The following is a 16,525-nucleotide window of genomic DNA, read 5'->3' on the forward strand; positions in this document are numbered from 1 at the left end:
ATTGTACCATTTGATTCGTTAGGTGGTTAAGGATATGTTGCTGCCGGAAAGAATTGTTGTGACTTTTAGCGGGAAGTGAAAATCCTGCGCTGCCAAAACTGCAGCGCCTCGCGGGAAAATTGCGCTAATTCCGCTTCTAACTCGCTGTTTTCAAGCACGGTTTCACGCGCCCGCCGGATGGGGTCGTCACTGCGTTGGCGCAGGCTCTGCATCAGGGTCTGTCTGGCCCGATCCCACTGGGTCCTGTTTAATGAGGCCAGCGTCGCGGTCATATCCTGCAGAAACTCGAGGGTGAACCGATGCAGTTGCTCGAGGGTAAACCGGGGTGACTGCAACCCAAAGAAAATACCTTCGATGTCCGCACAGCGGTGGAAGGCGCATTGCACCACGTAACCGATATTCCGTTCGACGCGCAGCCGCTGGAAATAATGCGGCGCGTACAGCTGCGCCAACAATCGCAGCGCCAGGCGCCCCGACGCGGTGATTTCCGGCAGCGGGAAAAATAACAGCAGCGCGCTTTCGTCGCCGCTTTCCGACAGCCTGACCGGGGCGTGGCCGCGCATCGCCTGCGGCGCGGCGGTGATCGGGTAGGGGAAGTCGCTCAGTAGCCGGGACAGCGACGACTGCAAGGGCGCATGGCCGCCGATCAGCGTGGCGCGCCAGCTCAGCGCCGCCGGCGTGGCGCTCAAGGCCGCCGGCAGCTGCGCCAGCAGCCGGCGAATGGCGATGTCGCCCTGTTCGCGCAGCCGCTCCCGCCGCAAGGTTCGCGCGGCATCGCGCAGCACGGCGGGCGAAAGCGCCGACAGCGCGCGATTGATGGCGCTCATGCCGTGACACATCAAGGCATCATCTCCGGCGAGCTGCAGCTGCCACACGCCCTGGAAGCGCTCAATGCTCAGTTGGCCGTGCCGGTGCGCCAGCGTCGCCGCCGTGGTGCGCAGCGCCGCCTGCAGGCGATAACCCTGCTCGTCGCTGAAGGGCGCCTGCGGCACCGGCCGCAGCAGCAATACCGGCCGCGGTGCTCCGGCTAGCCGATGGCGCAGCGGCGCGCGCTCCTGCGGCAGCTGCGGCGCTTGCGGTGGCGTGGCCGACGGCGAGAAGAAATGGAAGCGGGGCACGTCGCTCGGCGGCTGCGGCGCCGTTTCCAACGCCGTGAGCGACAAAGGCAGCCCCTGAACCTCGCGGGACGCGGCGCCAGGCTCTGGGCGCACCGTCAAACGGCTCAGCGGGGCGGTGAGCAGCGCCGAAAGTTGCTGCGCCCAGCCGGCGGTGTGTTCCACCGGCGGCAGGCCAAAGGCCCGTTCCCTCAGCTGTTCTAGCGGCGCCAGGCGGTCGAAAGCCCGATTCGCCAATTGGCGATAATGCGCCAGCGGCGCGTCACCGAGGCCCGCCAGCTGGTGCAGCCAACCGAACAGCGCGCGCTCGAGGGTCGCCGCCTCATCGGCGGTGCCCCGATTGACGGTAAAGATCCAGCTCAGCAGCCAGCGTTCATCGCCGCAGCGCTCATGCGTCAGGCGTACCGCATCGCAAAGCTCCTGCGCACGCAGCCAGGCCAACAAACCGCCGGGGGCTTCATCCAGCAGCAAGCTCTCCAGCAGCCGCAGCGCGCCGCGGCAGGGGGCGCGATTCAACGCCAGGGTCAGGCGCAGCTGCGGCGCGCCGGCCAGGCCAAGGCGATAATCTCCCCGGGCGGTCAACGGCGGCTGCGGCGCGCGGGGCGTAACCGGACCGCCCAGGATGCCCCCGGCGAATCGCCGGGCGATGGCGGCCAGCTGCGGCAACGGCTGCGGCCCCTGCAGCCACAGCGTCATGCCGGCGGCGCGGTAGCCTTGCCGATGGAACTGCCGCAGCGCGCGCCGCAGGGCCGCCGCATCGGCGCCAAAGGCGGCGCGGCTGCCGATATGGAAACGATGCAGGCCGTCAATGCCGCTAAACGCCTGGCGCTGCGCGGCCTCACAGCGGGTTTCGGCATCCGCGCGCAGCAAGCGGTATTCGGCGTCGATCACTTCGGCCTCCCGGTCCGCCGCCTCGGCCGCCAGCAGCGGGGCGCCGAGCATATCGATCAAGCGCGCCACGCCCGCCTCAAGCCATTCGGCGTCCACCTCAAAGAAGAAAGCGGTCTGGGTCGCCTGGGTGGTGGCGTTCAGCCGCCCGCCGTGGGCGGGTGCCCAGCGCATCAGGCCTTCCTCGGCGGCAAAGCCCTCGCTGCCGCGAAACAGCAGGTGCTCCAGCAGGTGCGCCAGGCCCGGCCAGGTGGGCGGTTCGTCCAGGCTGCCGACCTCGATGCGCATCAGCGCCGCGGCACGGCCGGCTTGCGGATCGCCGATCAGCCGGACCCGCAGCCCGTTATCGAGGCGCAGCGTTGCGGTGCTTCGCGACATGCCTTAGCCCTTGAAAATCAGTTGGGAGTTGACCCGGTTGCGGAAACGCAGCTGGTCGATGCCGATCTGCGTGCGGTTTGCCGCCTCGCGCGCCGCCAGGATGGTGCCGTGATGCGCGGATTTGGAGCACACCGGATCGGCGTTGTCGGCGTCGCCGGTCAGCATAAAGGCCTGGCAGCGGCAGCCGCCGTAGTCTTTTTCTTTCTCTGAGCAGGAACGGCAGGGCTCCGGCATCCAGTCATAGCCGCGGTAGCGGTTAAAGCCGAAGGAGTGATACCAGATATGCTGCAGGTCGTGCTCCAGCACTGACGGGAACTTCACCGGCAGTTGGCGGGCGCTGTGGCAGGGCAGCGCCATGCCTTCCGGCGTCACGCTCAGGAAAATGGCGCCCCAGCCGCCCATGCAGCCTTTTGGCCGTTCCTCATAGTAGTCGGGGGTAACGAACAGCAGGTTGGCCAGATTGCCGCCGTCGGCCATTTTTTCGCGGTAGCGCTTCACCACCTCTTCCGCCCGGGCGATTTGCTCGCGGGTCGGCAACAGCCCCTCGCGGTTGAGGTGCGCCCAGCCGTAGAACTGACAGGTCGCCAGTTCGACGTCGTCGGCGTCCAGCTGAATGGCCAGCTCGATGATGCGGTCGATCTGATCGATGTTATGCCGGTGCAGCACGAAGTTGAGCACCATCGGATAACCGAGCGCCTTGACCGCTTTGGCCATCGCCAGCTTTTGCTGGAACGCCTTGGCGGAGCCCGCCAGCGCGGCGTTCAGCGTTTCGTCGCTGGCCTGGAAGCTGATCTGGATATGATCCAGCCCGGCGTCGGCGAAGGTCTGCAGCTTTTTCTCGGTCAGGCCGATGCCGGAGGTGATCAGATTGGTGTAAAAACCGAGGTCGCGGGCGGCGGCGATCAGTTCCGGCAAATCCTTGCGCACCAGCGGCTCGCCGCCGGAGAAGCCCAGCTGCACGCTGCCCATCGCCCGCGCCTGGCGGAACACCTCAATCCACTGTTCGGTGGTCAGCTCTTGCTCCTGCGCGGCGAAGTCGAGCGGGTTGGAACAGTAGGGGCACTGCAGCGGGCAGCGGTAAGTCAGCTCCGCCAGCAGCCAAAGCGGGGGATTCACCGCCGGCGTTGCGCTTGGTTCAGTCACGGAAGATCACCCATTTTTGCTCGTAGGCGCGTTGGAAAAACTCCAGCACGTCCTCCGCCAGCCCTTCCGCCCCCGGGAAGCGGGCGTTCAGCTGGCCGATGATGTCATTCAACGTTGCCTTGCCGTCCACCTGTTGCAAAATGAGGGCGGCGCTTTCGTTCAGTTTAGCCATGCCTTCCGGATAAAGGATCACGTGGCTGTTTTGCACCTGCTCCCACTGCAGGCGATAGCCGCGACGGAAGACCGGGGTTTGTTCAGGATCGAGGGTCATCACACCAGCCTCTGGTTGTGCCATACCCGCGCGGCGGTCACGCTGTGGTACGGGGGGCGGTTCAGGGTATAGGCCATGCTCATGGCGTCCAGCATGCTCCACAGAATATCCAGCTTGAACTGCAGGATCTCGAGCATGCGCTGCTGTTTTTCCACGCTGTCGCAATACTCCAGCGCCAGCGCCAACCCATGTTCCACGTCGCGGTTGGCCTGGCCGAGGCGGCTGCGGAAATAGTCGTAGCCCGCCGCATCGATCCACGGGTAGTGCTGCGGCCAGCTGTCGAGACGCGACTGGTGGATCTGCGGAGCGAACAGCTCGGTCAGCGAGCTGCAGGCCGCCTCCTGCCAGCAGGCGCGGCGGGCAAAGTTAACGTAGGCGTCCACCGCGAAACGCACGCCCGGCAGCACCAGCTCCTCGGATAGCAGGGTTTCGCGTTTCAGGCCCACCGCCTCGCCGAGGCGCAGCCAGGCTTCGATGCCGCCTTCGCTGCCGCCGTAGCCGTCGTGATCCAGAATGCGCTGCACCCATTTGCGGCGGGTTTCCGGCTGCGGGCAGTTGGCCATGATCGCCGCGTCCTTGATCGGGATGCTGGTCTGGTAATAAAACCGGTTGGCGACCCAGCCCTGGATCTGCTCGGGCGTCGACTCGCCGTTGTGCATCGCGATGTGATACGGATGATGAATATGATAATAGGCGCCCTTGGCCCGCAGCGCCGCTTCGAACGCCTGCGCGGAGAGGGGGATGGTTGTGTTGTCATGGTCAATACCTACAGTTCGATGTTCATCCCGTCCCAACTCACTTCTATGCCGGCGTCGGTCAGGCTTTGACGCTCCGCGGAGTCTTCATCGAGGATCGGGTTGGTGTTGTTTATGTGGATCAGGATTTTGCGTTTGGCCGGCAGGGTGCCGAGCAATGCCGCCAACCCCTGTTCTTCCGCCAGCGCCAGATGCCCCATGTCTTTGCCGGTATTGCGGCCGACGCCGGCGTTGGCCAGCTCGTTATCGCGCCACAGGGTGCCGTCGATCAGCAGGCAGTCGGCGCGCTGCAGCCAGGGCAACAGCGCCTCGTCCGGCTCGCCCAGCCCCGGGGCATACAACAGGTTGCTGCCGCGCGCGGCGTCTTCAATGAACAGCGCGACGTTATGGCCCGGCAGCGGCCGGTGGCGATAGCGGGAGTAAGGCGGCGCATTGCTCAACAGCGGAATGGCGGTAAAACGCAGGCTCGGGCATACCGCCACCTGGAAGGGCGCCAGCGGCGTGACCGGGTGATGGACCAGGCCGCCGTTCCAATGGGACAGCATGGTGAACAGCGGGAAGCCGCTGCTGAGATCGTCATGCACTTCAGCGGTGCACCAGACCTGGTGCGGGCATCCCTCACGCAAATTGAGTAAGCCCGCGCTGTGGTCGATCTGGCTGTCGGTCAGGATGATCGAACCGATGCCGGTGCCGCGCAGCACGTCGGGGTTATTCAATTCAGGCGAAGCGAGCAGCTGGTGGCAAATGTCCGGTGAGACGTTGCACAGCACCCAGTTTTTACCGTCGTCGCTGACGGCGATGGAGGACTGCGTCCGGCGCGAGGCTTTGATGCTGTTGTCGCGCACGCCCTGACAGTTTTTGCAGTTGCAATTCCACTGGGGGAAACCACCGCCCGCAGCGGAACCGAGAACTTTTATCTGCATGTAGAAACCAGGAAAAGTAAGGAAAGAAACGCCCGCACGAAAGGCGGGCGGACGGGCGATTAACGGTTGGAAATGTACAGCGTCACTTCCAGGCCCAAGCGCAGGTCAACAAACTCAGGTTTAGTCCAGGTGGTCATAAGCAGTGCTCCTGTTGTGTGAATCGTGGTATATCGTGCCGAATGAGACGCGATCGCATCCGGCGCGCCGATGTTGACGAAATGTGATGGAGTTCGCAACCTTTAAAGGGTAAAAGTTTATTCGCCCCAGGTGGCCGCCAGCACGCCGAGCCAGTTGCGCCAGGCCAGCTTTTCCAGCATCCGCCGGTCGAATCCGGCCTGCGACAGCGCCTGCATCAGCTGCGGTAACCCGCCGACATCGCCCAGCGCCTGCGGAACGTTGACGCCGTCGAAGTCGGAGCCAAAGCCCACGCGATCTTCACCAAGTTTAGCGATCAAATACTCAACGTGTTTAACAATTTCTGTCAACGAGGTCGTTGCACTGTCACGCTTGCCGTCGGCGCGCAGGAAGGCGGTGCCGAAGTTAACCCCGACAAACCCTGCGCTTCGGGCGATGGCGTTCAACTGCGCGTCGGTCAGATTGCGCGGCTGCGGGCACAGCGCGTGGGCATTGGAGTGGGTGGCGACCAGCGGCGCATCGCTCAGCGCCGCAGTTTGCCAGAAGCTTTTCTCGTTCATGTGCGAAACGTCGATCATGATGCGGCGTTGGTTGCAGGCGCGGATCAGCGCTTTGCCGGCCGGCGTCATGCCGGCGCCGGTGTCGGGTGAACCGGGGAACGGCCCACTGACGCCTTCGCCGAAGGCGTTCGGCAGGTTCCAGAACGGCCCGATGCTACGCACGCCCAGCGCATGAAAATGCTCGAGGCGCGAAAGCGCGGGATCCAGCGCGCCGGCGCCCTCGATATGCAGCACCGCGGCGATCTGCCGGTTGACCCGGCAGCTTTCGATGTCCTTCACCGTGCGGCAAATGCGCAGTCGCCCTTCGGAGGCCTGCGCCAGCCGATGCATGATGGCGATCTGCGCTTCGGTGATGGCGAGGGGATCGTAGTCCGCCAGCACCTCGGACTCGGGCTGGTTCCTGATCTGGGCGATATAGCTCGCCGGCGGAATGAACACCGCGAACAGGCCGCCGAAGAAACCGCCGCGCCGCATGCGCGGAAAATCCAGGTGGCCGTTTTCCACCCGGGAATAAAAGGCGTCGACCGGGTCGGCGGCATGTTCCAGCCACAGCTTAAGCAGCAGATCGTTGTGCCCGTCAAAGACGGGCTGGAGAGGGAGTGGCATAGAAAGTCGCACCGCGTCAGGCAGAATTTCCATTATGTTCGCCGATCGGCTGACGGCGGGCAACCCTTAACCCCGGCGTTTCTGTCCGGCATCGGGCAAGGTGACGGCGATTAACGGTGCTGCGGGCGACAAACGTCCAGCACCAGCTGGCGCAGCCAGCGATGAGCGGGATCGGCCTCCACGCGCGGATGCCACATCTGTGAAACGGTAATTCCCCGCGTTTTTACCGGCAGCTCAAATACCCAGATCCGGTCTGACGGCTGATGGCGCAGGAAAGAGGCGGGCACCAACGCCACCAGATCCGAAGCCTGAGCCACGGCCAGCGCAGCGGGAAAGCTCGGCACTACGGCGGCGATGTTGCGCTGCAACCCCAGCTCAGCGAGTGCCTCGTCCACCGGCCCGGTTATTCTGCCGCTGCGCGAAGCGACAACGTGCCCGCAGCCGGCATAGCGCCCGGCGGCGATCTCCGCCTCCGCCATCAACGGATGCCCCTTTCTGACCACGCCGACGAACCGGTCTCTGAACAACGCCTGCAGGCGAATTTCCGGCCCCATATCGCCCAGCACGCCGATTTCAAGATCGACCTGGCCCGCGCGCAGCGGCGCTGAGCTTTTCTCCGGTTTGGGGGCGAAACGCAGCCGCACCCGGGGCGCCGCTTTGGCCGCCGCGGCGATCAGCGCCGGGCCAAAGGCTTCCACAAAGCCGTCGTTGGTGCGCAGGATAAACGTGCGTTCCAGCTCGGCCGGGCTCAATGCCGAGGCGTCGGGGCGGAGCACGCCGCGGGCTTCAAACACCGCGGTTTGCGTTCGTTCGCGTATCGCTTCGGCATAGGGAGTCAGCACCATAGTGCGCCCGGCGCGCACCAGCAGCGGATCGCCGGTCACATTGCGCAGGCGGCTGAGCGTGCGGCTCATGGCCGAGGCGCTCAATCCGAGGCGCCGCGCAGCGCCGACAACGCTGGCCTCCGTCAGCAACGCCTCGAGAGCGAACAGCAAGTTAAGATCGGGTTCAGCCATGTCGCGGACTCCTGAGCCAAAGAAAACCTGGGGCGGCGGCTGATGCAAGGTATAAGTGCAAATGCTGTGCCTGCCGTCATCTATTATGCATAGATATATTTCCGCTACGACAAAAAAGCCGATACCCGCAGCGGGTATCGGCTTTTAGCCAGAGAGCAGGGCAGCGCGGAGGGATTACGCGGCCGGCAACTGCTCGGCGGTGGTTTCGACCAGCGCCAACAGCAGCTTGATGTCTTCCAGAGTGACCGTCGGGTTCAGCAACGTCATCTTCAGGCAGGTGACGCCGTTGAACTCGGTCACGCCGACGTTGGCGCGGCCGGATTCCAGCAGGGCATCGCCGATGCGTTGGTTGACAAACGCCACCGCCGAACTGCCGCACACGTCCAGCCGCTGCGGACGATAGCGGAACAGCACGCTGGCCAGCTGCGGCTGCATCACCAGCTCCAGCGCCGGGCAATCGGCAATATAGCGCGCAACCTGTTGCGCCAGCGTGACGCCATGATCGATGATCTCGGCGTACTGCTTCTGGCCCAGCGCCTCCAGCCCCATCCACAGCTTCAAGGCGTCGAAGCGGCGGGTGGTCTGCAGCGATTTGGAGACCAGGTTCGGTACGCCCTGAGCTTCATCGAACTCGGAGTTCAGGTAGGCCGCCTGATAGCGCATCAGCTCATAGTGGCGGGCTTCTTTCAGCAGGAAGGCGCCGCAGCTGATGGTCTGGAAGAATTGCTTGTGGAAGTCCAGCGTAATGGAGTCCACCAGCTCAATGCCGTCCAGATAGTCGCGGTATTTTTCAGACAGCAGCAGCGCGCCGCCCCAGGCCGCATCCACATGCACCCAGATCTGGTGTTCCGCCGCCAGGGCGGCGATCGCGCGCAGCGGATCGATAGCGCCGGCGTCGGTGGTGCCCGCGGTGGCGACGATCGCCAGGATCTGTTCGCCATTGGCTTGCGCCTGCGCCACTTTCTCGGCCAGATCGTTCAGGTCCATCCGCGCGAATTGATCGGTTTTCACCAGCGTAACGGACTGATACCCCAGGCCGAGCAGCGCCATGTTCTTTTGCACCGAGAAGTGGGCGTTTTCCGAGCACAGCACTTTAATCTTCCGCAGGTCACCCGCCAAACCGTCCTGCTGAACAGAGTGACCCTGGCGCGCGAAGAAGGCGTCGCGCGCCAGCATCAGGCCCATCAGGTTGCTTTGGGTTCCGCCGCTGGTGAACACCCCGGCATCGCCAGGCTGATAACCGACCTGGGTGCGCAGCCATTCGATCAGCTTCATCTCGATGAGGGTGGCCGAGGGGCTTTGATCCCAGGAGTCCATGCTCTGGTTGGTGGCGTTGATCAGCACTTCGGCGGCCTGGCTGACGACCAGGCTCGGGCAATGCAGGTGCGCGACGCACTGCGGGTGATGCACCGACAGGCTGTCCTTCAGGAAGTACTCGATCGCGCGTTCGATAGCCGCCTGGTTGCCCAGGCCCTGCGGATTGAAATCCAGCTGGATGCGTTCGCGCAGTTCGGCAACGGTTTTCCCCTGATACATCTCGGGTTGTTGCAGCCACTGCACCACCGCCTGGCTGCTCTGGGCGATCGCCTGCTGGTATGCCTCGGTGCTTTGCGCCGAGGCCGCCAGAATAGGGTTTAACTTGGACATTAAGCTCTTACTCCATCACACCGGTTTGATGCCTGCGGCTAACAGGGCGTGTTCAAATTTATCCAGGAAAATACCCAATTCGTCGTTGGTGATCAGCAGCGAAGGCAGCAGACGCAGCACGCAGCCGTTACGGCCGCCGCGCTCGAGGATCAGACCGGCTTCGAAGCATTTTTTCTGCAGCAAGGCGGACAACGCACCGTCGGCAGGGTAGCTGCCCATGTGGTCCGGGGCTTCGTTCGGCTTCACGATCTCGATGCCGATCATCAGGCCCAGGCCGCGCACGTTGCCAATGACCGGATAGCGTTTCTGCAGCTCGGCCAGCCGGGCTTTCAGCCATTCGCCCTGGGCGGCGACCTTATCGGCGACCTGATTTTCCTTGAGGTACTTCAGCGTGGTCAGGCCGGTGGCCATCGCCAGCTGGTTGCCGCGGAAGGTGCCGGTGTGGTGGCCGGGTTCCCAGGCGTCGAACTGCTTCTTGATGCCCAATACCGCCAACGGCAGGCCGCCGCCGACCGCTTTGGACATCACGATGATGTCTGGCTCAATGCCGGCGTGCTCGAAGGCGAACAGCTTGCCCGTGCGGGCGAAACCAGCCTGAACTTCGTCGATAATCAGCAAAATGCCGTGTTCCTGGGTGACTTTGCGAATGCGCTGCAGCCACTCGGCCGGGGCCGGGTTGACGCCGCCTTCGCCCTGAACCGCTTCCAGGATCACCGCGGCAGGTTTGCGCACGCCGCTCTCGACGTCGTTGATCAGGTTTTCGAAGTAGTAGGTCAATGCCTTGACGCCCGCTTCGCCGCCGATGCCCAGCGGGCAGCGGTACAGGTGCGGATAAGGCATAAACTGCACTTCCGGCATCATGCCGTTGATCGCTTCTTTCGGCGACAGGTTGCCGGTGACCGACAGCGCGCCGTGGGTCATGCCGTGGTAGCCGCCGGAGAAGCTGATCACGCCGGAACGGCCGGTGTATTTTTTGGCGAGCTTCAGCGCGGCTTCAACCGCATCGGCGCCGGAAGGGCCGCAGAACTGCAGGCAATACTCTTTGCCTTGTCCTGGCAACAGCGAGAGCAGGTAATCGGAGAATTGATCTTTTAACGGCGTGGTCAGATCAAGGGTATGTAACGGCAAGCCGCTGGTAATGACATTTTGGATGCTTTGCAATACGTCAGGGTGGTTATGGCCAAGCGCCAGCGTTCCCGCCCCAGCCAGGCAATCAAGATATTGATTATTCTCAACATCAGTGATCCAGACGCCCTGAGCCTGCGCAATTGCCAACGGCAGTTTGCGTGGATAACTCCTGACATTAGACTCAAATTCGGCCTGTCTTGCCAAATAGGTTTCATTGTTTCCATTTAATGAATTCGCAACTAAAGTGTCAATACGGACTTTATCCGTCATCATATCTCTCCTACAACCGGGGGTATCAGTACGCCCTGATTGAATTAATAAAATTAAGAAAATAGTTACCCTGTGAAAAACGCGACCAATATATGGCTTTTTAGTCTGGGACTCAATAGCTTATTTTGTGTTGATTTGTTTAGATTTTTCCTATGGCAATCAATAGGTTGTTGATTTATTGACCGTTCGTTCGCCCGTTAAAACATAACAATTGTTTAACATGGCACGAAAATCCTCCCCGCCGCCGGTTCGAGCATGAAGTTAATCTGTTTTATTCTTGAGGGGACTTTTTCCGTAAATAACAGAAATAGAAAATAAATATTCGGTTTTGTCGGCCCGGGCGCGTCGCGACAGCCGGGTTATATACGTAATATTTGTATTGGATATACCGGCTCCTGATTAAAAAATGCCGGCATCTCTGGCGGCGATTTATCTCAGATTTCGCGCAGCGGCAGGATGGGGCAGGGATCTCGCCGACGGGATTTTTGCGCCTATGGCGCAGGTCCTATATATTTATTAGCAGGCTCTGAATCAGGCAAGCGCATCAGTGCGTCAGAGGCCAGTTTAATCAGTTTGCAAAGATGTTGACGGAGCATGTGCTTTCGGCAGCGACGGCCAGGCAGTAAGGACAATATTGCGTCTTGGCCGCGTCCCGGGAGAGGAACACCCATTCACAGGTTACGAGGAACTATCATGCATAAAAGAACGCTGGCGTCACTGCACTACGAGAACATGCCTTACGCTGGGGTGCATTACCACATATTGAAACGTGAGGGGCAAGGACATACGGCGCTGTTGAAACTTGATGCGGGCAGCCACCAATCAGCCCGCTTGCATCCGGGCTGGGTCAAGCTGATGGTTCTGAGCGGTGAGCTCAAGATTGGCGAACAAACGTTGCAGTCTCATGAAATGTTGATGATCCCGGCTAACACCGCCTACACGGTGGATGCCGTCACCGAGGTCATTTGCCTGGCGATCTCCGAACTGGACGGGGTGGAGCTGGCCCGCTGAAGACCGGCTCTCGCCGGCAGCGACAAGCTGCCGGCGCAAGGATCCGCAATACCACAACGCCGCCTTACCGCGCTTGGTTTTCTCCCAGGAAGAAATACCACAAGGGTATCGACAGCAGCCCGGTAAACACCAACGTATAGAGCAGCACCATCATGCTCTGCATCACATACATCTGTGCGCTCCAGTCGCCGAACGGCACCTGATACTGATCAACCATGCCGCCGAGGATGGCTTTGCCCAATATGCCGCCGATAATCACGGCGACGGTCGCCACGGCGAGCAGGAATTTGCGCGCCGCCGATTGCCGGGCGGATAACGGTGCGGCGCGCCCGCTGCGCCAGCGCAAAACATCGGCCGACATAAATGCCAGCAGGCTGCCGCCCATCAGCGGCAGAGCATAGCCCAGCGTTAACGCAACCAGCAGCGTAACGCAACGCCCCGCGCCCGAAAGCGCCAGCCAGGCGGCGAACAGCGTATGCACCGGATTCGCTTCCCCCGCCGCAGGGCGGCGTAGCCACCACATGCGGTATCCCAACCCGATCATCACACACAGGCCAAGGCCAAAGGCGGCCAGCATCAGCTGGTTGGCAAGGCCGAACAAGACGCCCATATGGGCGTCAATCCCCCAGCGGGTCAGTTTGGCGATGAGAGGGAATTTATCGAACCGGACCTGATCGATAACCGAAAAATGGCGGGGGGCCAGCGCCACGGCGTCAACCTGGGTGGGCCAGCTGCGATCCACTTCGCTTACCGTCCAGGCCTTGCCTTCCCCTTTAGGCTGGCGCAATTCCACCCTGGCGGCATCGATGCCGGCGGCGCGGGCGGCCTGCAGCGCCTTTTCCCAGTCGCCGTTCGCGGCGTTGACCGGCATCACCATTCCGGCCATATCCGCCCCCCGATGTTCCGCATGGGGATCGGCGGGCGTGGCGGCATCGTCACGCAGGCTGGTGTTGACCTGCGGCGTCAGCCAGCCCAGGCCAGAGCGCAGGGCGTCGATATTGCCGCCGGCCCACTGCGACCAGGTTAACCCCGTTGCCGAGAAGAAAAGCAGCCCGGCCAGCAGCACGATGCCGAGCGTGATGTGCCAATGCCGGCTGACGGCGAAGCGGCCGTTAACGCGCCTGGCTTTGCGGCGAGGCCGCGTGCCCAGCCACAACGCTACGCCGCCCAGCGCGGCCACCCACAGCCAGGATGCGGCGAGCTCGCTGTAATTGCGCCCCGGATCGCCCAGCAGCAGGCTGCTGTGCAGCTTATCCAGCCAGGTACGCAGCGGCAATACGCCGGAGGTGCCGTATACCGCCATATCGCCCCGGATAGCCAGAGTGTAAGGATCCACGAATATCGCCCGCGACTCTGAAGCGCCGAGCGCGGGGTCGACGAACTGCACTCGCGTGGTATCCGTCGCCTCCGGCGCAGGCCGGATGGCGTAGATTCGCGCTTCGGGACCGACGTGACGGCGAGCGGCGGCGATCTGCCCGGCCAGCGGTTTGGCCTGGCCCTGCGGCTGGGTAAACAGCGCGTCCCGATACAGCGCGTTTTCGAGCTGCGGGGTCAGAACGTACAGCGTGCCGGTGAGGGCGGCAATCAAGATAAAAGGGGCGACGAACAGACCGATATAAAAATGCAGTCGTCGGATGAGGTTAAGCATTGCACCGCGCTGCGGCGCGGCCGGTGTGGCGAAAGAAGACATGGCCGTTCTCGTTTTTCAAAAGGTGTGCGCAGGCAGACCCCTCGCAATCAAGCGGGCGGATTTACCCAGTATCAGGAAACGAAGAAAAACGGCGGGGCGGGCGGCGCTCTGGGGCGCTGGCGCAGGGCTAAACGGCGTATCGAAGGCGGCAGGAGCCGCACCGGCCGGGGCGCCTGAGCGATGCGCGTCATCAGCCAAAGCAGCGGCGCAAAAAGCCACAGCAGCAGCGGCACGTGGATCAACAGTTCGCAATAACCGCAGGCGATGTCTTCGCCCATCCCCATCGCATGATGGCCGGTCCCGGCGGGCGGATCCGGCATGGCCATGGGGTGTGAGTGGGCCATATGCGACATGGCGGGGGCATCGTCCGCCGGCGTTACGGCGCTGGCCGCTTCGGCCGGGTTTGCGCTGCCCATCCCCTGATGATGCATCAGCGATTTCGACACCGTCGGCGCCACAAACAGCAGCAGCACCGCGAGAATGGCGGTGCAGGCGGTAAGGCGCTGCTGTCGGAGGCGTGACATTCTCATCGCGTGAGGATAACCCGGGTTGAGGCGTTCGATCAGGCGGGTAGTGTAACCCGCGATCCCTCGGGTTGTGAACGAAAAGTGAGGGCGGGAAAAGATCCCCGCGCGCGCCTATGTTCTTGTCAGTTCATGGCTGTCGGCGAGCAGCTCGTGTATTTCTTTTGGAGCGAGTGGGCTGGAAAGAAGCAGGCTGATCCAGTGCTCTTTGTTCATATGGTAAGCGGGTAAAATGCCGTCTTTTTTACGCAACGAGCCGATATGCTCCGGCCTGACTTTAACTTCGAGCACATCTACGTCGTCGTCGGTCTTCAGACCCAACTTTGTTCCCGGCACGTTCATCACGATGCCGAACCATTTTTTTCCGTCGTGATGACGAAGTACGGCATAGCCCGGAAGGTTGCTCCAGAGATATTCCGGCTCAGAATTAAAATGTTCCCGCGCATAGCTGAACAACGCCTCTCTTTTCATGGTCACTCCCGTATTTTATGGTGATATGGCATAGATTATGCGCCAGTCGCCGGCACTGACAACAGCTGCCCGACGCAACTAGCCCGTCAGGACAAGCGACATATCCGGGTATCTGTCGCACAGAAAATTGACGAAAGCGCGCACCTTCGGCGCCGCGAGCCGCCGGGAAGTATGCAGAACCCAAAGCGTGCGATCGGCACCCGACACGGTGCCCCACTGAACCAAATCGCCGCGGGCAAGCTGATTCCAGGCGATGGACTGCGGAATGAGGGCGGCTCCACCGCCAGCGACAGCGGCATCGCGAACCATCAATAACGAAGAGAAGCGCAGTCTCGGGAGTGGCTCCAGGATCAACCGCCCTTCATCCAGCACCCATCGGGTAGGCTGGAAACCCAGGGTTACGATGCCTGGAACTGTCCGGACGGCACCGGGCTGCGGCCGGACAATGTCAGGCGCGGCCACGACAACCAACCGGTCTTTGGCGAAGCAACGCCCGACTAAACGGCTGTCGGGACTGGGGTTGATCCGAATGGCGACGTCAAATTGCTCCTCAACGAGATCTGCCATGCGGTCTTCCGCCACGACTTCAAGCTCGATTTCCGGATAGGCGGCGCAGAATTCTGCGCCAATGCGGCCCATCGCCAGCTGGGAAAACAGCACCGGCGCAGCGATTCGCAAGCGGCCGCGAGGCGTTGAAACGCCGTCTCCGACCGCCGTCATGGCTTCGTTGACCTCACTCAGCAGACCTTCGGTTCGGGACATCAGCATTTCGCCGGCCTCGGTAAGCTTTAGGCCGCGAGCGCTGCGCTCGATCAGCCGCACGCCCAGCTGTTCCTCCAGGTCGGCGATCCGTCGCGATAAGGTGGCTTTGGAAATGCCACTCGCACGGCTGGCTTTTCCTAATCCTTCATTGGTGGCGACCAGTATAAAGTCAGACAGCGCGTTCAGATTCATGGTGTTTCATTTTTAAAACAAGGTGTCTATTTTTTATGATCTTTGTTTTTTTATTGCAACAGAATACTGTCTCGTTATCCGACAATATGCGAGAAACTGCAATGAACAACCTGCAACGTGCGGTGTTGATCCGACACTATGGCGGCGCTGATGCCGCAGAACTGGCCAGCGTCGAAAAACCGGCGCCGGGGCAAGGTCAGGTTCGGATTCGGGTTTGCGCCGCAGGCGTGAACAGTATCGATTGGAAAGTACGTGAAGGGCATGTACGAAATGCCTTCCCGCTGCCGTTACCCATCATCTTGGGCGCCGAAATGGCTGGGATTGTCGACGCAGTCGGTCCCGATACGTCCCGTTTCCGCGTGGGCGACCGCGTTATGGGGGCAATGGCCGGTCTGGGCGCGTACGCCGAATTCGTGGCGCTCGATGAAACGAGCCTTTCGCCCGTACCTGAGGGGCTGGACGATGTCCGCGCCGCCGCCATACCCGTTGCGGCCGTCACTGCCTGGAACAGTTTGCAACACGCAGGGCCGCTCTATCCGGGCCAGCGGATCCTCATTCATGGCGCGGCGGGTGGCCTGGGCGCTTACGCCGTGCAGTTTGCCAGGCAGGTGCAGAGATCTTCGCGACGGCGAGCCTTGCCGATCGGGACGTTGTGCGCAGCCTCGGCGCCGATCACGTCATTGACTATCAGGCTCAACGTTTCGAGGACATTGCCCTGAATATAAACCTGGCGCTTGATTACGTCGGGGGGGAGGTGCTGGACCGCTCCTGGCAAGTATTGGCGCAGGACGGCGTCGTGGTCAGCACCGCATCACCGGACATTCTGGCCCGCACGCCCGCAAACCGCCGTGGCCTCTGGTTTATGAATAAACCGGATCCCGCATTGCTGGAGAAACTGGCCAACGAAGTCGCCAGCGGCACGCTTCAGTCCAGGATTGGCGACGTAGTGGGTTTTGCTGATATTCCGGCAGCAATAGAACGCAATCGCACCCTTTCCCGGACCGGGAAGGTCGTTGCAGATTTTTCTCGTTAACCTACCT

The 16,525-nt window shown here is 62.0% G+C and carries 17 protein-coding genes; 3 read left to right on the forward strand and 14 right to left on the reverse strand.

Annotated elements, in window-relative coordinates; genetic code table 11:
- Positions 1-65: 65 nt before the first annotated feature.
- The 10 genes from pqqF to D7I37_RS20135 form a co-directional block, all read right to left on the reverse strand.
- Positions 66-2,381, reverse strand: coding sequence for a pyrroloquinoline quinone biosynthesis protein PqqF (gene pqqF, locus D7I37_RS20090; protein WP_129544224.1), 2,316 nt, complete (start codon positions 2,379-2,381; stop codon positions 66-68).
- 3 nt (positions 2,382-2,384) lie between these two features.
- Positions 2,385-3,524: a pyrroloquinoline quinone biosynthesis protein PqqE gene (pqqE, locus tag D7I37_RS20095; protein ID WP_095097529.1), complete on the reverse strand. Its 1,140-nt coding sequence runs from the start codon at positions 3,522-3,524 to the stop codon at positions 2,385-2,387.
- Entirely contained in the window at positions 3,517-3,795 is a 279-nt protein-coding gene (gene pqqD / locus D7I37_RS20100) for a pyrroloquinoline quinone biosynthesis peptide chaperone PqqD (protein WP_061795304.1), read from the reverse strand. The genes pqqE and pqqD overlap by 8 nt, the downstream gene beginning before the upstream one ends.
- A complete protein-coding gene (gene pqqC, locus D7I37_RS20105) occupies positions 3,795-4,559 on the reverse strand; it encodes a pyrroloquinoline-quinone synthase PqqC (RefSeq protein ID WP_371415264.1) in 765 nt (254 codons plus the stop codon). Before pqqC ends, pqqD begins: the two co-directional genes overlap by 1 nt.
- A gap of 2 nt (positions 4,560-4,561) precedes the next feature.
- Positions 4,562-5,473 (reverse strand): pyrroloquinoline quinone biosynthesis protein PqqB, encoded by a 912-nt coding sequence (gene pqqB, locus D7I37_RS20110; protein ID WP_061795302.1) that lies wholly within the window; start codon positions 5,471-5,473, stop codon positions 4,562-4,564.
- 59 nt (positions 5,474-5,532) lie between these two features.
- Positions 5,533-5,610, reverse strand: a complete 78-nt coding sequence (gene pqqA / locus D7I37_RS20115; protein WP_004937827.1) for a pyrroloquinoline quinone precursor peptide PqqA — start codon at positions 5,608-5,610, stop codon at positions 5,533-5,535.
- 117 nt (positions 5,611-5,727) lie between these two features.
- Positions 5,728-6,774, reverse strand: coding sequence for a dipeptidase (locus D7I37_RS20120; RefSeq protein WP_174524328.1), 1,047 nt, complete (start codon positions 6,772-6,774; stop codon positions 5,728-5,730).
- Between the two features lie 110 nt (positions 6,775-6,884).
- Positions 6,885-7,790, reverse strand: coding sequence for a LysR family transcriptional regulator (locus D7I37_RS20125; protein ID WP_129544225.1), 906 nt, complete (start codon positions 7,788-7,790; stop codon positions 6,885-6,887).
- A gap of 174 nt (positions 7,791-7,964) precedes the next feature.
- The gene (locus D7I37_RS20130; protein WP_061795299.1) at positions 7,965-9,437 is read right to left on the reverse strand and encodes an aspartate aminotransferase family protein; all 1,473 of its coding nucleotides are present in this window, start codon (positions 9,435-9,437) and stop codon (positions 7,965-7,967) included.
- 15 nt (positions 9,438-9,452) lie between these two features.
- The gene (locus D7I37_RS20135; RefSeq protein WP_061795377.1) at positions 9,453-10,835 is read right to left on the reverse strand and encodes a diaminobutyrate--2-oxoglutarate transaminase; all 1,383 of its coding nucleotides are present in this window, start codon (positions 10,833-10,835) and stop codon (positions 9,453-9,455) included.
- 693 nt (positions 10,836-11,528) lie between these two features.
- Here D7I37_RS20135 and D7I37_RS20140 point away from each other — a divergent pair.
- Positions 11,529-11,846 (forward strand): cupin domain-containing protein, encoded by a 318-nt coding sequence (locus D7I37_RS20140; protein ID WP_061795298.1) that lies wholly within the window; start codon positions 11,529-11,531, stop codon positions 11,844-11,846.
- Positions 11,847-11,910: 64 nt separating this feature from the next.
- Here the strand turns inward: D7I37_RS20140 and D7I37_RS20145 are convergent, their stop codons facing one another.
- From D7I37_RS20145 to D7I37_RS20160, 4 genes are all read right to left on the reverse strand, one after another.
- Positions 11,911-13,536: a DUF2534 family protein gene (locus tag D7I37_RS20145; RefSeq protein WP_061795297.1), complete on the reverse strand. Its 1,626-nt coding sequence runs from the start codon at positions 13,534-13,536 to the stop codon at positions 11,911-11,913.
- A gap of 71 nt (positions 13,537-13,607) precedes the next feature.
- Complete coding sequence (locus D7I37_RS20150) at positions 13,608-14,060, reverse strand: DUF2946 family protein (protein WP_061795296.1); 453 nt, start codon at positions 14,058-14,060, stop codon at positions 13,608-13,610.
- A 114-nt stretch (positions 14,061-14,174) separates the two neighbouring features.
- Entirely contained in the window at positions 14,175-14,531 is a 357-nt protein-coding gene (locus tag D7I37_RS20155; RefSeq protein ID WP_129544226.1) for an MmcQ/YjbR family DNA-binding protein, read from the reverse strand.
- 78 nt (positions 14,532-14,609) lie between these two features.
- Positions 14,610-15,485 (reverse strand): LysR family transcriptional regulator, encoded by an 876-nt coding sequence (locus tag D7I37_RS20160; protein ID WP_129544227.1) that lies wholly within the window; start codon positions 15,483-15,485, stop codon positions 14,610-14,612.
- 35 nt (positions 15,486-15,520) lie between these two features.
- Between D7I37_RS20160 and D7I37_RS27435 the strand changes: the two genes are divergently transcribed.
- Together D7I37_RS27435 and D7I37_RS27440 are read left to right on the forward strand one after the other, a co-directional pair.
- Positions 15,521-16,204, forward strand: a complete 684-nt coding sequence (locus D7I37_RS27435; RefSeq protein WP_242502715.1) for an NADP-dependent oxidoreductase — start codon at positions 15,521-15,523, stop codon at positions 16,202-16,204.
- A complete protein-coding gene (locus tag D7I37_RS27440; protein ID WP_242502716.1) occupies positions 16,138-16,518 on the forward strand; it encodes a zinc-binding dehydrogenase in 381 nt (126 codons plus the stop codon). Before D7I37_RS27435 ends, D7I37_RS27440 begins: the two co-directional genes overlap by 67 nt.
- Positions 16,519-16,525: the final 7 nt, after the last annotated feature.

The organism is Serratia sp. 1D1416 (genome assembly GCF_003641105.1).
Classification (GTDB): domain Bacteria; phylum Pseudomonadota; class Gammaproteobacteria; order Enterobacterales; family Enterobacteriaceae; genus Serratia; species Serratia ficaria.

Coding starts and splice junctions, on each gene's coding strand:
- D7I37_RS20135 (WP_061795377.1), bottom strand. CDS start 10,835: ATGACGGATAAAGTCCGTATTGACACTTTAGTTGCGAATTCATTAAAT.
- D7I37_RS20155 (WP_129544226.1), bottom strand. CDS start 14,531: ATGAAAAGAGAGGCGTTGTTCAGCTATGCGCGGGAACATTTTAATTCT.
- D7I37_RS20140 (WP_061795298.1), top strand. CDS start 11,529: ATGCATAAAAGAACGCTGGCGTCACTGCACTACGAGAACATGCCTTAC.
- D7I37_RS20120 (WP_174524328.1), bottom strand. CDS start 6,774: ATGCCACTCCCTCTCCAGCCCGTCTTTGACGGGCACAACGATCTGCTG.
- D7I37_RS20130 (WP_061795299.1), bottom strand. CDS start 9,437: ATGTCCAAGTTAAACCCTATTCTGGCGGCCTCGGCGCAAAGCACCGAG.
- D7I37_RS20125 (WP_129544225.1), bottom strand. CDS start 7,790: ATGGCTGAACCCGATCTTAACTTGCTGTTCGCTCTCGAGGCGTTGCTG.
- pqqB (WP_061795302.1), bottom strand. CDS start 5,473: ATGCAGATAAAAGTTCTCGGTTCCGCTGCGGGCGGTGGTTTCCCCCAG.
- D7I37_RS20150 (WP_061795296.1), bottom strand. CDS start 14,060: ATGTCACGCCTCCGACAGCAGCGCCTTACCGCCTGCACCGCCATTCTC.
- D7I37_RS20145 (WP_061795297.1), bottom strand. CDS start 13,536: ATGTCTTCTTTCGCCACACCGGCCGCGCCGCAGCGCGGTGCAATGCTT.
- pqqA (WP_004937827.1), bottom strand. CDS start 5,610: ATGACCACCTGGACTAAACCTGAGTTTGTTGACCTGCGCTTGGGCCTG.
- D7I37_RS27435 (WP_242502715.1), top strand. CDS start 15,521: ATGATCTTTGTTTTTTTATTGCAACAGAATACTGTCTCGTTATCCGAC.
- pqqD (WP_061795304.1), bottom strand. CDS start 3,795: ATGACCCTCGATCCTGAACAAACCCCGGTCTTCCGTCGCGGCTATCGC.
- pqqF (WP_129544224.1), bottom strand. CDS start 2,381: ATGTCGCGAAGCACCGCAACGCTGCGCCTCGATAACGGGCTGCGGGTC.
- D7I37_RS20160 (WP_129544227.1), bottom strand. CDS start 15,485: ATGAATCTGAACGCGCTGTCTGACTTTATACTGGTCGCCACCAATGAA.